The sequence below is a fragment of the Stenotrophomonas sp. NPDC078853 genome (genome assembly GCF_044901215.1).
Taxonomy (GTDB): Bacteria; Pseudomonadota; Gammaproteobacteria; order Xanthomonadales; family Xanthomonadaceae; genus Stenotrophomonas; species Stenotrophomonas lacuserhaii.
In genome coordinates, this window is record NZ_JBJDOQ010000001.1 from 231556 (window position 1) to 246093 (window position 14538).

General features: G+C 66.5%; 16 protein-coding genes. 2 read left to right on the plus strand and 14 right to left on the minus strand.

Annotated features, from left to right (window positions below; all coding sequences use genetic code 11):
- Window positions 1-45: 45 nt before the first annotated feature.
- From ACI2JH_RS01040 to ACI2JH_RS01080, 9 genes are all read right to left on the minus strand, one after another.
- Window positions 46-261: a hypothetical protein gene (locus ACI2JH_RS01040; protein WP_042613926.1), complete on the minus strand. Its 216-nt coding sequence runs from the start codon at window positions 259-261 to the stop codon at window positions 46-48.
- A gap of 253 nt (window positions 262-514) precedes the next feature.
- Window positions 515-952: a hypothetical protein gene (locus ACI2JH_RS01045; protein ID WP_182655823.1), complete on the minus strand. Its 438-nt coding sequence runs from the start codon at window positions 950-952 to the stop codon at window positions 515-517.
- The gene (locus tag ACI2JH_RS01050) at window positions 952-1158 is read right to left on the minus strand and encodes a PspC domain-containing protein (protein WP_101100603.1); all 207 of its coding nucleotides are present in this window, start codon (window positions 1156-1158) and stop codon (window positions 952-954) included. Before ACI2JH_RS01050 ends, ACI2JH_RS01045 begins: the two co-directional genes overlap by 1 nt.
- 77 nt (window positions 1159-1235) lie before the next feature.
- Entirely contained in the window at window positions 1236-2303 is a 1068-nt protein-coding gene (locus tag ACI2JH_RS01055; RefSeq protein WP_404735169.1) for a class III poly(R)-hydroxyalkanoic acid synthase subunit PhaC, read from the minus strand.
- The gene (gene phaE / locus ACI2JH_RS01060) at window positions 2300-3376 is read right to left on the minus strand and encodes a class III poly(R)-hydroxyalkanoic acid synthase subunit PhaE (RefSeq protein WP_404735170.1); all 1077 of its coding nucleotides are present in this window, start codon (window positions 3374-3376) and stop codon (window positions 2300-2302) included. Before phaE ends, ACI2JH_RS01055 begins: the two co-directional genes overlap by 4 nt.
- A 13-nt stretch (window positions 3377-3389) precedes the next feature.
- Entirely contained in the window at window positions 3390-4004 is a 615-nt protein-coding gene (locus tag ACI2JH_RS01065) for a phosphatidylcholine/phosphatidylserine synthase (protein WP_182655747.1), read from the minus strand.
- Window positions 4005-4563: 559 nt separating this feature from the next.
- The gene (locus ACI2JH_RS01070; protein WP_101100599.1) at window positions 4564-5052 is read right to left on the minus strand and encodes an 8-oxo-dGTP diphosphatase; all 489 of its coding nucleotides are present in this window, start codon (window positions 5050-5052) and stop codon (window positions 4564-4566) included.
- 40 nt (window positions 5053-5092) lie between these two features.
- Entirely contained in the window at window positions 5093-5605 is a 513-nt protein-coding gene (locus ACI2JH_RS01075) for a DUF1249 domain-containing protein (protein ID WP_042613920.1), read from the minus strand.
- A gap of 122 nt (window positions 5606-5727) precedes the next feature.
- Window positions 5728-6549, minus strand: a complete 822-nt coding sequence (locus ACI2JH_RS01080) for a pyruvate, water dikinase regulatory protein (protein ID WP_042613919.1) — start codon at window positions 6547-6549, stop codon at window positions 5728-5730.
- 146 nt (window positions 6550-6695) lie between these two features.
- Here ACI2JH_RS01080 and ppsA point away from each other — a divergent pair, with 146 nt between their 5' ends.
- The gene (gene ppsA, locus ACI2JH_RS01085; protein WP_349998225.1) at window positions 6696-9074 is read left to right on the plus strand and encodes a phosphoenolpyruvate synthase; all 2379 of its coding nucleotides are present in this window, start codon (window positions 6696-6698) and stop codon (window positions 9072-9074) included.
- 230 nt (window positions 9075-9304) lie between these two features.
- A complete protein-coding gene (locus ACI2JH_RS01090; protein WP_182655746.1) occupies window positions 9305-10213 on the plus strand; it encodes a mechanosensitive ion channel family protein in 909 nt (302 codons plus the stop codon).
- Window positions 10214-10462: 249 nt separating this feature from the next.
- On the opposite strand, the gene ACI2JH_RS01095 is transcribed toward ACI2JH_RS01090, so the two are convergent.
- The 5 genes from ACI2JH_RS01095 to mntR all read right to left on the minus strand — a co-directional run bounded on the left by ACI2JH_RS01095 (window position 10463) and on the right by mntR (window position 14383).
- Window positions 10463-11575, minus strand: a complete 1113-nt coding sequence (locus ACI2JH_RS01095; protein WP_404735171.1) for an alkene reductase — start codon at window positions 11573-11575, stop codon at window positions 10463-10465.
- A 132-nt stretch (window positions 11576-11707) separates the two neighbouring features.
- Window positions 11708-12556, minus strand: a complete 849-nt coding sequence (locus ACI2JH_RS01100; RefSeq protein WP_404735172.1) for an EcsC family protein — start codon at window positions 12554-12556, stop codon at window positions 11708-11710.
- 218 nt (window positions 12557-12774) lie between these two features.
- Window positions 12775-13347, minus strand: a complete 573-nt coding sequence (gene orn / locus ACI2JH_RS01105; protein ID WP_191768332.1) for an oligoribonuclease — start codon at window positions 13345-13347, stop codon at window positions 12775-12777.
- 66 nt (window positions 13348-13413) lie between these two features.
- The gene (gene tadA, locus ACI2JH_RS01110; protein ID WP_404735173.1) at window positions 13414-13935 is read right to left on the minus strand and encodes a tRNA adenosine(34) deaminase TadA; all 522 of its coding nucleotides are present in this window, start codon (window positions 13933-13935) and stop codon (window positions 13414-13416) included.
- Window positions 13928-14383: a manganese-binding transcriptional regulator MntR gene (mntR, locus tag ACI2JH_RS01115; protein ID WP_182655741.1), complete on the minus strand. Its 456-nt coding sequence runs from the start codon at window positions 14381-14383 to the stop codon at window positions 13928-13930. The genes tadA and mntR overlap by 8 nt, the downstream gene beginning before the upstream one ends.
- Between the last annotated feature and the right edge of the window lie 155 nt (window positions 14384-14538).

Below are 14538 nucleotides of genomic sequence, written 5' to 3' on the forward strand. Positions count from 1 at the left end.
CGGCGCGGACACGCCCTCGATGCGTGTCCAGGCCTGTCAGTGCGATCAGCGGTAGTGGCGTGCGGCGTGCTGCATGACGATGTCGTCGCGCAGGCTCTCCAATGCCATCAACCGGACCTTGCCCACGCCCTGCAGTTCCATGAACCGCTCGGTATAGATCTCCGGCCCCAGCGCGGTATCGGCGCGGGATTTGCTGAAGCCATAGGGCATCACGCCCTTGTCGCCGTCCTTGCTACCACCGACATATAGAACAATTGCCATGTGATGTGTTCTCCAGGTTACGTACTGCGTCTTGAACCAGGTGGCCGCTGCAGTACTGCCTTCACGACCGCCTGAGTGCAGCTTAGCGCGCCCAAGCTGACTCAGATGTCATCAATGGTAATGACGACCGGTTGCATGGAAATGACGGACGATCCACGCGAAATCATGACGTTTTTTTAACGCCACGCTAACCTGGTGATCACCTTTGCCGTCGTTCGCCCGACGCTGACGCGACCGCCCGGCGGCGTTGCCGTCAGGGCCACCAGCCGTGGCCGAAGCGTGCGTAGTGGTCGGCGGCGCGTTCGAATGGATTGCGCACGCTCACCCCGCCGCACAGCAGGTAGACCGGCAGGTACAGCGGCCCCAGCACCAGGTACTGGTAAACGTGCGCGCGCTCGTGGTCATCCAGCCGGATCGTCGGCTCCACCCCTCGTCCGGCACGGTGCGCGTAGGTATGGCAGGCCACTTGCAGGTCGCCGCCGGTATGCAGGATGACGTTGCCCAGGGTGATCGCGCCGCCCGGTCCCCACGGCCACTGCTGGAACACCAAGGCACAGTCGCGGCCGCTCCAGCGCACGCGGGCGCCGGCCAGCAAGCCAAGCGCGCCGGCGGCCAAGCCGATCAGCGTGTTGGGCGAGGTCCACAGCGCGCCGAGGAGCTGAAGCGCGCGCAACCAGGAGGGCGCCGGGATCAGTCGGCTTCGTTGGGGATCAGCAGCCACAGGATCAGGTAGACCAGGATGCCCGGGAAGGCCGCCGAGGCGATGGAGACCACCACGAACAGGATGCGCAACAGGGTCGGGCTCCAGCCGAAGCGGTGCGCGATGCCGCCGATCACCCCGGCGATCATGCGGTCGTTGAGCGAGCGCGACAGGGAACGAGGCGGGATGGCATTCATGGCAGCGGCTCCGATGGTCTGGATACTACCCTAGCCAACCCACTGTCTACGCCATGCGTGGGCGGCACGCGGGCCATTCAGCCAGCGCGCGCCAGCAGCCAGTCGTGCAGCGTCGCCGGCACTTCGCGCTGGGCGCGGCCGGATACGTAGATACCGATGTGCCCGCCGCGGAAACTGGATTCGGTGTAATCGGTCGTGCCCAGCCGCGCGCGCAGCGCACGCGAGGCATCCGGCGGCACCAGATGGTCCTGCTCGGCATACAGGTTCAGCACCGGCAACGTGATCTGCGACAGGTCCACGGCGTGCTCGCCGATGCGCACCGTCCCCTTGACCAGGCCGTTGTCCTGGTAGAACTGCTTGATGAACTCACGGAAGGCTTCGCCGGCCAGGTCGGGCGAATCGAAGATCCACTTCTCCATGCGCAGGAAGTCCTCCAGCGCAGCCTTGTCATCCAGGATGTCGAGCAGGCCGACGTACTTCTGCACGTTGAGGCGAAACGGCTTGAGCATCAGGTAACTGCTGTTCATCAGGTCGGCTGGGATGTTGCCCAGCGTGTCCACCAGCAGGTCCACGTCCACCTGGCGCGCCCAATGCGACAGCATGTTGTCGGCGGTATGGAAATCGACCGGCGTGACCATGGTGACCAGGTTGGCCAGCTTGGCCTGGCGCAGCGCGGCGTAGCACAGCGCGAACACACCGCCCTGGCAGATGCCGAGCATGTCCACCGGCCCGCCGCTGCGCGCGTGCAATGCATCCACCGCGCCGTCGATGTAGCGCAGCAGGTAATCTTCAAGGGTGAGGTAGCGCTCGGAGCGGTCCGGGTAGCCCCAGTCCAGCACGTAGACGTCGTGTCCCAGCGCCAGCAGCTTCTGCACCAGCGACCGGTCGGCCTGCAGATCCACCATGTACGGCCGGTTGACCAGAGCGTAGACGATCAGCAATGGCCGGGCATGCACCGGCGGCTGGTCGCCCACGAACCGGTACAGCACCACCTTGCCGTCGCTCCAGACCGCCTCGCGCGCGGTGGCGCCGTAATCCACGTCCTCCACCGATGGCAGCAGCTGCAGGCCCTCCATCAGCTTGCGCTGCATGGCCAGGGTCTCCTGCATCAGGTCGTCGGCGTTGAATCCCAGCGGGCCTTTCATGCGCGCGGCTTCCGGACGCGCGGCTTGGCCGGCTTGGCCGCTTTCGCAGGCTTGGCCGTGGGGGCCACTGCGCTGGTTGCACGCGAAGCGCGCTTGCGTGCCCGCGGCACCACCTTGGCGACCGCCGGTTGCACTGCATCCGCCCAGTCGTCGCTTCCCGCAGCCGAGGCCGGGGCACGCAGCAGCGGCTCCATGCTGGCCTGCAGGCGGCGCAGCTGACGCTCCAGTTCGGCGATGCGCTTGTGCGCGGCGTCCATTTCGGTCCGCGTCGGCAGACCGACGCGTTCGCTCAGCTGCTCCACTTCGTGCTGCACGGCCGAACGCAGGCGCATCTGCGCATTGCCCAGCGAGGCGAACACCTGCTGGAAGCTCTCCGAAAGCGCCACCTTCGCGTAAGCCTCCTCGGCCACTTCGATCCACAGGTCGAACATCGCCCGTGCGCTGGTCAGCTGGCTTCCCGGCGACTCGTGTTCGGCGAGCCGCTGCTCGAACAGCGCGAACGCCGCGTCCAGCGCCTGTTGGATCTGCGCCACATACTCCCTGGAATGGCCCTGGAACGCCTGCTGGGCCTGAAGAAGCCTCTGCCAGCGCGCCTGGTGTTCGCGCGCCGGGCCGAATGCCGGACTCTGCAGCCACGGCGCCAGGCGCTCCTGCCACTGCTCCAGCACGGCCACCACATCGTCCATGCCGCCGCCGGCGCCGGTACTCCCCTGCGCGCCCTGCAGCATCCAGTGCAGCAGGCTTTCGCCCTTGCCCTGCCCCATCACCGCTTCGCGCCAGGCCTGGGCCACGTCGGCACTGCTCGCATCGCGGCCGGCAAACCGTGAGGCCACCTGTTGCATCGTGCCGTACCAGCCGCCGGCCTGTTCGCGGAACCGATGCAGCGCATCGTCCGCTGGGCCGGGGCCGCGCTCGGGCAGCAGCTGCGCCCACCAGTCCAGTACCTGTTTCCACTCACCCGGATCGGTGCCGCCGGCACCGCCCTGGCGCAGCGAATCCCCCAACGCGCCGTAGTACTGGCGCGCAAGGGCCTCGAAATCCATGCCGCCGGGCTGGTTGGTCGATCCGCTCATGCCGATGCCTGCGTCATGGCTTGGGGATGTGCAGGGTCTTGCTGATCATCAGCGACCCGGACAGCGCGAACAGCAGCACCAGCGGATGCAGCTGCCACGGGCCCAGCTGCCACTGGCCCAGCCACAGTTCCTGACCGATGCCGCCGGTGGCCGCGGCAATGGCCAGCACGATCACCAGCAGCAGGCTGCTCGGGATCGGCGTGCCTTCGAAATACGGCACCTTGTCACCGCCATCGGACAGCGCCTCGGCGGTCACGTTGTAGCGCGCCAGGCGGCTGACGCCGCAGCAGACGAAGTAGCTCAGCACCAGCCAGTCCCAGCCACCCTGCATGCCGCAGGCATACGCCAGCGCGGCCGGCGCCACGCCGAAGGAAATGACATCGGACAATGAATCCAGCTCACGGCCAAGGGTGGAGCTCGACTTGCGCCAGCGCGCGATGCGCCCGTCCAGGGCATCGAATATGAAAGCCAGCGGTATCAGCGCCATGCCGAACAGCAGGTAGCCGTGTGCCCCGTCCTGCAGGAAGCGCATCGCCGCGAACACCGCGCCGGTGCCGCAGAAGGCGTTGGCCAGGGTGAACCAGTCGGCCAGCTGGAACTCGCGCAGCATCGAGAAGTGTCGTTTCATGAAGGCTCACGGGCAGCAGTGGGCTACAGGGTACGCGAGGGCGCGCAAAGGCAACAGCGGCGCCGGAATGGCGCATTCACCCGCCCATCACGGACCATCACATGCGGTGAATTTTTGGCCACCCATCTTGACAGCGTTGCCCGGCGGGGGCGAACGGCGGTTATCCACAAAGTTGCTCACCAACAATCCACACCCCCTGTGGACAACCTGCGCCACTGCGGTGGCGCAGGTTGCCCGCGCATGCCGTACATCCCCCCGCCTTCGGCGCGCCCCCTTTTAAGGGGGCTCTCCATCTGACGGACCGCGGTATGACGGAGTTCAAGCGAAAGCCCTTCAGATCCGGCTCGTGGCGCAGGTTGTCCGCGCATGCCGTACATCCCCCCGCCTTCGGCGCGCCCCCTTTCAAAGGGGGCTTTCCATCTGACGGATTGCGGTATGACTCAAAGGATTCTCCGCCCGACGGGGCGCGGGTTGTCCGCGCATGCCGTACATCCCCCCCGCCTTCGGCGCGCTGGGCTCGGTAGCGCCGAGCCGTGCTCGGCGTGGCTGACCGCGCCCTTCAGATCCGGCTGTAACTCCAGGACTGCATACGGCCGTCCCGGTAGGGCATCACGCCATGGAAGGCACGCGGATCAGTGTCGAACACCAGGGGCAGGAAATGGCGATCGCCTTCCCACATCGGCAGGCTGTCCAGCTTGTCCACGTCCACCCACTCCAGCGTGCCTTCGTGGTTGCCGCCGTGCGGGGTGCCCTCGTAGGCATCGACCACGAACACGAACCCGAACCAGTCCTCGCCGTGCTTGCCGAAACCCGGCCAGCTGATGGTGCCGCGCAGCTGCATCGAAGTGCAATCGATTCCCGCCTCTTCCTGGATCTCCCGGCGCATGCCGGTGGCGACGTCTTCGTCCGGCTCCACCTTGCCACCCAGTCCGTTGTACTTGCCTAGGTGATGGTCACCCGGCCGCGTGTTGCGGTGGATCATCAGCACCTGGCGACGATCAGGGGACAGCACGTAGCCCAGGGTGGCGACGATGGGGGTGTACGGCATGCGCGGGTCCAGCAACGGGTGAGCCGCTGATTATGTCCGATCAGGGCACGATCGACAGGCGCTTCTCGGCGCTGGCTGCTGGTTCCGTGCCGTGGTCCCGGACCAGCGTGGCCACGCCGTGGCCGCGTTCGGCCAGGTAATCCAGCCATTTGCCCAGGAAGGTGTTCATGCGCATGCGGTGGCTGATCAGCTCGGCCGGCGGCGGGTACATGCCCACCACGTCCTGCCAGCGTCGGCCTACGTAGCAGTGCGTGGTCTCGGCCTGCCGGGCGTCGCGGTACAGCCGGATGTAAGCCGAAGGGTCCGGCTGCCCGGTGACCGGATCGCACAGGTCATAGGTGAGCCGCAGCTCCACCGTATAGGCGTGGCGGGCGATCACGTCCAGGCGGACATCCAGCCCATCACCGACCGAGGAAACATAGCTGCCAACCTCCAGGTCACCGGGCGCGAACAGGCGCACCAGGTGCCGGTGGTTTTCAGCGTACAGGCCCATCAACCAGCTGAGCCGGCTGAGACGGGGAATGCGTTCGGCGAGGGGACGGGCTTGGGCCATGCCTCGATCCTACACAAAGCGGACACGCCGCGGCAGCTCGTGCGGCCCCCATGTTGGGCGCACGATCAGGGTTGGCACCGCTCTGGTGGGTGACGACCGTGGGTCGTCACGCTTTTCCCCCCTCAATACAACTCCCGCCGCAATCCCAGCGTCGCCAGCACCTTGCTGGAAATCTCCTCGATCGAGGTATGCGTGGTGCTCAGCGTCGGCACCCGCTCCAGCTGGAACATGCGCTCGGCGATGGCCACTTCGCGGCGGCAGGTTTCGGCGGCCGCATAGCGCGAGTTCGGCCGGCGTTCCTGGCGGATCTGCTGCAGCCGTTCCGGATCGATGGTCAGCCCGAACAGCTTGCGGCGGTAATTGCGCAGGCGCGGCGGCAGCTGCTCGGTTTCCAGGTCTTCGTCGGTCAGCGGGTAGTTGGCCGCGCTGACCCCGTAATGCAGCGCCAGGTAGATGCAGGTCGGTGTCTTTCCCGCCCGCGAGACGGCCACCAGGATCACGTCGGCATCGTCGTAGTTCACCGCGATGCCGTCATCGTGGCTCAGCGCGAAGTTCATCGCGTTGATCCGGCGGTGATAGGTCTCGAAGTCGACCATGCCGTGCGCCTGGCCCACCCGCGACAAGCGCGGCGAGGACAACTCGGCCTCCAGCCGTTCGATGAAAGGCGCGAAAACGTCCAGCATCAGCGCCCCGCTGCTGGCCAGGATCACGCTCAGGCTCTGGTCCACGCAGGAGTTCACCACGATCGGCCGGACCTGGTAGCGCTCCCCGGCCGCCTGGATACGGGCACAGGCCTCGGCGGCTTTTTCCGGGTCGTCTATGAACGACATCCGGTCGGTGATGAAGCTGAATCCGGAGAACTGGGTGAGCAGGCTATGCCCAATGGTTTCAGCGGTGATACCGGTTCCATCGGAGACATAGAACACCGGTCGGATGGTCGTCATATGCGCATTTTCCCAGTCCGAAACTTAAAACAGCTGCTGTCACAAGCTTGTGCCGACGGCAGTCCGACCGGCATCATAGCGGCTTCTTCCTACGGACGCGGCCATTCCCAGCCCGCCTCGGGCGATGGCCAAACGGAGCATCGCGCTTGAACGAGAATATCCTGTGGTTGCACGAACTGCGCTTGGCCGACCTGGCCCGCGTGGGTGGAAAAAATTCGTCGCTGGGCGAAATGATCGGCAACCTCGCCGGTCTCGGGGTGTCCGTGCCCGGGGGCTATGCCACGACCTCCGAAGCCTTCAAGGACTTCATCGCCCATAACGATCTGTCCAAGCGCATTTTCGACAAGCTGGCCACGCTGGATGTCGAAGACGTTGCCGCGCTGACCGCTGCCGGCAAGGAAATCCGTGGCTGGGTCATCGACGCGCCGCTGCAGCCGCAGCTGGACCAGGACATCCGCACGGCGTATGCGCAGCTGAGCGCTGAGAACGGCGGCGGCGACATCGCCGTGGCCGTGCGCTCCTCGGCCACCGCCGAAGACCTACCCGATGCGTCCTTCGCCGGCCAGCAGGAGACGTTCCTAAACGTGACCGGCGCCGACGATGTCGTGCTGAAGGTCAAGGAAGTATTCGCCTCGCTGTACAACGATCGCGCCATCGCCTACCGCGTGCACCACGGCTTCAAGCACGAGGATGTTTTCCTGTCCGCCGGCGTGCAGCTGATGGTGCGTTCGGGCGTCGGTTCATCCGGCGTGCTGTTCACCCTGGACACCGAATCCGGCTTCCGCGACGTGGTCTTCGTGACCTCCTCGTTCGGCCTCGGCGAGATGGTCGTTCAGGGTGCGGTCAACCCGGACGAGTTCTACGTCTACAAGCCCACCTTGAATGCCGGCAAGCCGGCGATCCTGCGCCGTTCGCTGGGCAGCAAGGCGATCCGCATGGTCTATTCGGACGTCCCCGGTGAGCGCGTGCGCATCGAAGACACCCCGGCCGAGCTGCGCAGCACCTTCTCGATCAGCGACGAAGACGTGCAGGAACTGTCCAAGCAGGCGCTGGTCATCGAAAAGCATTACGGCCGCCCGATGGACATCGAGTGGGCCAAGGACGGTGTCAGCGGCAAGCTGTTCATCGTGCAGGCGCGCCCGGAAACGGTGAAGTCGCGCAGCCACGCCACCCAGATCGAGCGCTTCGCGCTGAGCCAGAAGGACGGCAAGGTGCTGGCAGAAGGCCGCGCCGTGGGTGCCAAGATCGGTGCCGGCACCGCCCGCGTGGTCAAGACGCTGGACGACATGGCCCGCGTGCAGCCCGGCGACGTGCTGATCGCCGACATGACCGACCCCGATTGGGAGCCGGTGATGAAGCGGGCTTCGGCCATCGTCACCAACCGCGGTGGCCGCACCTGCCACGCCGCGATCATCGCGCGTGAGCTCGGCGTACCGGCCGTGGTCGGTTCGGGCAACGCCACCCAGCTGATCCAGGATGGCCAGCAGGTCACTGTCAGCTGCGCCGAGGGTGACACCGGCTTCATCTACGAAGGCATCCTCGAGTTCGAACGCACCACCACCGATCTCGGCAACATGCCGCCGGCGCCGCTGAAGATCATGATGAACGTGGCCAACCCGGAACGTGCCTTCGACTTCGGCCAGCTGCCGAACGCGGGCATCGGCCTGGCGCGGCTGGAAATGATCATCGCCAGCCATATCGGCATCCACCCGAATGCGCTGCTGGAATACGACCGCCAGGACATGGCGACGAAGAAGAAGATCGACGAGAAGATTGCCGGCTACAAGGATCCGGTGAGCTTCTACGTGGATCGCCTGGCCGAAGGCATCGCCACCTTGACCGCTTCGGTGGCGCCGAACCCGGTGATCGTGCGCTTGTCGGACTTCAAGTCCAACGAGTACGCCAACCTGATCGGCGGCACCAACTACGAACCGCACGAAGAAAACCCGATGATCGGCTTCCGCGGCGCCAGCCGTTATGTCGACCCGAGTTTCTCCGCTGCCTTCGCGCTGGAATGCAAGGCCGTGCTGCGCGTGCGCAACGAAATGGGCTTGGACAATCTGTGGGTCATGATTCCGTTCGTGCGCACGTTGGAAGAAGGCCGCAAGGTCGTCGAAGTGCTGGAACAGAATGGCCTCAAGCAGGGCGAGAACGGTCTGAAGATCATCATGATGTGCGAGGTGCCGTCCAACGCGCTGCTCGCCGATGAGTTCCTTGAGATCTTCGATGGCTTCTCCATCGGCTCCAACGACCTGACCCAGCTGACGCTGGGCCTGGATCGCGACTCGTCGATCGTCGCGCACCTGTTCGACGAGCGGAACCCGGCGGTGAAGAAGCTGCTGTCGATGGCGATCAAGGCCGCACGCGCCAAGGGCAAGTACGTCGGCATCTGCGGCCAGGGCCCGTCGGACCACCCGGACCTGGCCGAGTGGCTGATGCAGGAAGGCATCGAATCGGTGTCGCTGAACCCGGACACCGTGGTCGACACCTGGCTGCGGCTGGCCAAGCTGAAGCAGGCCGGCTGACGGTACTGACGGCCGCTGGTTTGGTGGGTGACGACCGTTGGTCTTCACGCTCTTCGGCTTGCCGCTGCGCTCGCCGAGCATGGCTCGGCGCTACCGATTGCGCCTGGTAGTGACGGCCGCTGGCCGTCACGCTTCTACAGGATCTTTACCGCTTCACCGGCATACTCCTGCCATACACAAGCCCCGCCTATGCGGGGCTTGTTGTTTCCAGCGCCCGCCCAGGAGACCGCATGTCAGCCGCCGCCCCCACGCCCGATCCCACGCCCGCCCTCCCCGCATCGTCCTGGTGGCACAGCCTCAACTGGGAACGCATCTTCGAAACCTACGGCCTGCCGCTGATCGCCGCCCTTGTGGTGCTGCTGGTCGGCATCTGGCTGGCCCGACGCGTGTCCAACGTGCTGCCACGCGCCACCGCACGGGTCGGCATGGACCCGATGCTCGGCAGCTTCATGCGCAACGTGGTTTATGCCGCTGCGCTGGTGATCGTCGCGGTGCTGGCCATCGCCACGCTGGGCGTGCCGATCTCCCCGCTGCTGGCGGTGCTGGGTACCGCGGGCCTGGCGATCGGCCTGGCCTTGAAGGACTCGCTGTCCAACATCGCCTCCGGCGTGATGCTGGTGACCCTGCGGCCGTTCCGCGTGGGCGACGTGGTGACCGTAGCCGGACAGACCGGCACCGTGCGCGACGTGCGCATCTTCCAGACCGTCATCACCGGCGCCGACAACCAGCACACCACCATCCCCAACACGCTGATCACCGCAGCCCCGATCATCAACCTCACCGCCGAGCCGACGCGCCGGGTGGAGCTGGTCATCGGCATTGGTTACGAGGACGACATCCAGCTGGCGCGCGACACCGCGCTGTCCATCATGAAGGCCGACAAGCGCGTGCTGGCCACCCCGGCGCCGGACGTGGTGGTCTACGAACTGGGCGCGCACTCGATCAACCTCGGCATCCGCTGCTACGTCAACGCCGCCGACCACTTCGGCACCAAGGTGACGCTGCTGGAGCAGTTGAAGCTGGGCTACGACAAGGCCGGCATCAACATCCCGTATCCGCAGCAGGACATGCACCTGTACCTGCACGGCAAGGACGGCAGCGTCACCCGCGCCGAAGCCCTGGTGCGCGACCCGCGCTGAAACCCGGTAGTGACGGCCGCTGGCCGTCACGCTGCTTCTCCTGGTGGGTGACGACCTGGTGGGTGACGACCGTTGGTCGTCACGCTTTGCCTTCCGCTGCGCTCGCCGAGCATGGCTCGGCGCTACCGATCACCCCGGTAGTGACGGTCGCTGGCCGTCATGCTCCTGCTGCTGGTGGGTGACGACCGTTGGTCGTCACGCTCCTGCCTTCCGCTGCGCTCGCCGAGCATGGCTCGGCGCTACTGCCCGCTACGCTTCCGCGGCTTCCAACACCGGGTAATCGGTGAACCCTTCCACCCCGCCACCAAAATAGGTCGCACGGTCTGGCTCGTTCAACGTCACACCGGCCTGCAATCGCTGCGGCAGGTCCGGGTTGGCGATGAACGGGCGGCCGAAACCGATCAGATCGGCCCAACCATGCGCCAGCGCCTCTTCGGCACGCGCCAGGGTGTACTTGCCGGCATAGATCAACGTGCCGCTGTAGATGATCCGCAAGGCCTCCTTGAACGCCACAGGCATCAGCGGTGCGTCGTCCCAGTCGGCCTCGGCAATGTGCAGGTAACCCACGCCCAGCTGCTCCAGCACGTGCGCTGCGGCCAGATACGTGGCCTGCGGCGTGTCATCCACCGCGCCCTGCAGCGTGGTCAGCGGCGCCAGCCGCACCCCTACCCGCTCGCCGCCGGCCACCTTGACCACCGCCGCCGCCACTTCGCGCAGGAAGCGCAGGCGGTTGCCCAGCGCGCCACCGTAGCCATCGGTGCGCTGGTTGGCCTGCGAATCGATGAACTGGTTGATCAGGTAGCCGTTGGCACCGTGCAGCTCCACCCCGTCAAAGCCGGCGGCGAGCGCATTGCGGGTGGCCTGTGCGTACTCGGCAACGATGCCGGGGATCTCCTCCTCCAACAGCGCCCGCGGCATCGAATGCTGGATCATCTCGCCCACCCCGGACTCCGGCCCGGCGCCAGTGGGATCGACGAACACCTTCACTCCCTCGGCCTGCAGCGCGGACGACGAAACCGGTGCGGCATTACCCGGCTGCAGGGCCACGTGGGAGACCCGTCCCACGTGCCACAACTGGGCGAAGATGCGCCCGCCCGCGGCATGCACCGCGTCAGTGACCATGCGCCAGCCTTCGATCTGCGCGGGGCTGTGGATGCCCGGCGTCCACGCATAGCCCTGCCCCTGCGGGCTGATCTGCGTGCCTTCGCTGACGATCAACCCGGCCGAGGCGCGCTGGGCGTAGTACTCCGCCATTTCAGCGGTGGCCACGTTGCCTTCGGCGGCCCGCGAGCGGGTCATCGGAGGCATCACGATACGGTTGGCCAGCCGCAGCGGACCCAGGGAATACGGGGAGAACAGCATGGAAAATCCTTGCGCGATGAGCATGCAACAAGGATGGGGGCCGGCCGCCGCCGCTTACAGACCCGGCCAGGCAATACAGTTGTGCCTGTGGTGCAACGATCAGCGCGACGTCAGCCCAGCAGCGCCGCCCGGTCAACCTTGGGCGATGCGCTGGTAGCAGGCCTGCACCACGTCCTCGCCGTACTTGCGCTCCAGCCGGCGCACGATGAAATGGCCGCGCGCCACGTCCTGGTAGTAGTCGGTAAACATGGTGTTCAACGCCGCACCGGTGGCCGCGCCGACGATCGGCACCGCCTGCGCGGCGAACTTCTCGGTGATCACCACGCCGAACCGAGCGGCCACCTTTTCCACCAGCTTGGCCAGCAGTTTGCCGGCTTCCTTCGGCGCCACGCCGAGGGTCAGGTTGCGGCCGGTCACCACCCGCCCGGCCAGCTCGGCTGACAGGTGCCGCACCACGTCGGCAGTGAAGCCACGGGCCAGGTAGTAGCCGGTTTCGCTGGCGTCATCGCTCTTGGCGTTGCCGCCCAGCGCGAACACTTCCAGGCAGGCCTGGCGGGTGGACATGTCGGCCAGGTCGAAGCCTTCGCTGCGCGCTACGTCGGCCACCGCTCGCATCATGATGGTGGTCGACACCGGCAGTTCGATCAACAACGCGGCAAAACCGAAGGCGCCGCCGACCGCGCCGGATGTGGCCGCCGCCAGCTTGTGCCAACGCGTAGAGGCGGACTTGCCCGGCGTGTTGCCCATGCTCATCAGCGCTCCCTGCACCGCCTTGTACAGCGCGGCCTGCACGGCGCCTTGGATACGGCTGGATACCGCGTTGGGCAGGCGGCTCACCGCGAACTCCAGCGGCGTGCCGACCAGGTTGGCCATGCGCGCGGTGATGGTGGGGGCCTCCAGCAGGCTCACGGCGCGCTGCAGGTCGGCCCAGTCCTGGGGCTGGTGGGCGATGTCACGCGGAAGCAGGATCGGCTCGTTCATGGGCCGATCTTAGCGCTGCGTAGTTGAACGGCCGGGTGATGACCCGCGCCTGTGTGGGTGACGACCGCTGGTCGTCACGCTTCTCAGCTTTATCGCACGGCAAAAGCGTGACGACCAACGGTCGTCACCCACCTATGCCCACGTCACCCACTTATGCCCACGTCACTCACCCATGCCCTCGTCACCTACCGAGCACCGCATAGTCCGACCGTGCTCGATCAAGCCGTCGGCAGGCCCGCCAGCGTGCCCATGAACTGCCGGTAGTGCTTCAGTTCGTTGATAGAGTCATGCACGTCGCTCAGCGCGGTGTGGTTGCTGTTCTTGCCCACCCCGGCGGCCACCGCCGGGGCCCAGCGCTTGGCCAGCTCTTTGATGGTGGACACATCCAGGTTGCGGTAGTGGAAATACTTCTCCAGCCGCGGCATCTCACGGTGCAGGAAACGACGGTCCTGGCAGATCGAATTGCCGCACATCGGCGAGGCGCCCGCGCCGATCCATTCGGCCAGGAAATTCACCGTGGCCGCTTCGGCCTGGCCCAGGCTGACCTGGCTGTCCACCACGCGCTGCCACAGGCCCGAGCGGCGGTGCTGGTTGCGGTTCCACTCGTCCATCGCGTCCAGCCGCTCCACCGCGTGGTGGATGGCGAACTCCGGACCTTCGGCAAGCACGTTGAGCTGGGCATCGGTGACCACCGTGGCGATCTCGATGATGGAATCGTTGTCGGTGTCCAACCCGGTCATTTCCAGGTCGATCCAGATCAATCGGTCATTGCCCGCGCCGGTGTCGGCCATCGTGTTGCCTCGCTGTGGGCGGGCCGCAGGCTCGCCATGAATGGATGCGCCATGATAGCGCGCCGTTCAGCCTTCGTCGGCACCCGGCGCTTCCAGCGACAGCAGCGGGCGGCCGCGCTTGGCGCGGAAATAATTGGTCAGCCGGGTGCTCGCCTCGCGTGCCAGCACGCCGCCGTGGATCTCTACCCGGTGGTTGTGGCGCGCATCGCCGAGGAGGTCGAACACGCTGCCACAGGCGCCGGTCTTCGGGTCGGACGCCGCATACACCAGCCGGCCCACGCGCGCGTGCACGATCGCCATCGCGCACATCGCACAGGGCTCCAGGGTGACGTACAGCGTGCTGCCCATCAGCCGGTGGTTCTGCAGCGCCCTGCCCGCCCGCCGCATCGCCACGATCTCGGCGTGCGCGCTGGGGTCGTGCTCGGCAATGTTGAGGTTCCAGCCTTCGCCCAGCACTTCACCTTCGGCACTGACAAGCACCGCACCGACCGGTATCTCGTTGAACTCGCGCTGTGCGCGCTCGGCCAGCGCCAGTGCATGGCGCATCCAGTGTTCGTCGGCATCGTGCACCGGCAGCGCGTCAGACATGCGGCGCCGCCTTGGCCAGGAAGGCCTCGAAGGCAGCCAGGGTCGCCTCGCTGACGTGGTGTTCGATGCCTTCGGCATCGCGCCGCGCGGAATCGGCATCCACGCCGAGCGCCAGCAGGAAGCGCTCCACGGTCTGATGGCGCACGCGTACATCGCGCGCCAACTGTTCGCCGGCCGGGGTCAGGAACACGCCACGGTACGGGCGCTGGATCGCCCAGCCTTCCTTGACCAGGCGCTTGAGCGCCTTGGCGACCGTCGGCTGGGCCACCCCAAGGCGGCTGGCGATATCCACCTGGCGCGCCTCGCGGCCATCAGCGATCAGGTCGGCGATCAGCTCCACGTAGTCCTCCACCAGCTCGGACCGGCGCGCCTCGCGCACCTGCGCGAAGCCCTCCATGTGGACCTGGGTGGCGGGGAGGACGGACTTCGGGCGGGCGCTGTCGGGCATACGGGTATTGTACGCGGGCGCCTGCAGGGCCGCTGAGCATGACGGCCAGCGGCCGTCACTACGCTGCCGCCTTGGTAGCGCCGAGCCATGCTCGGCGAGCGCAGCGGAAGGCACAATCGTGACGACCAACGGTCGTCACCCACCACGGCGCAAGC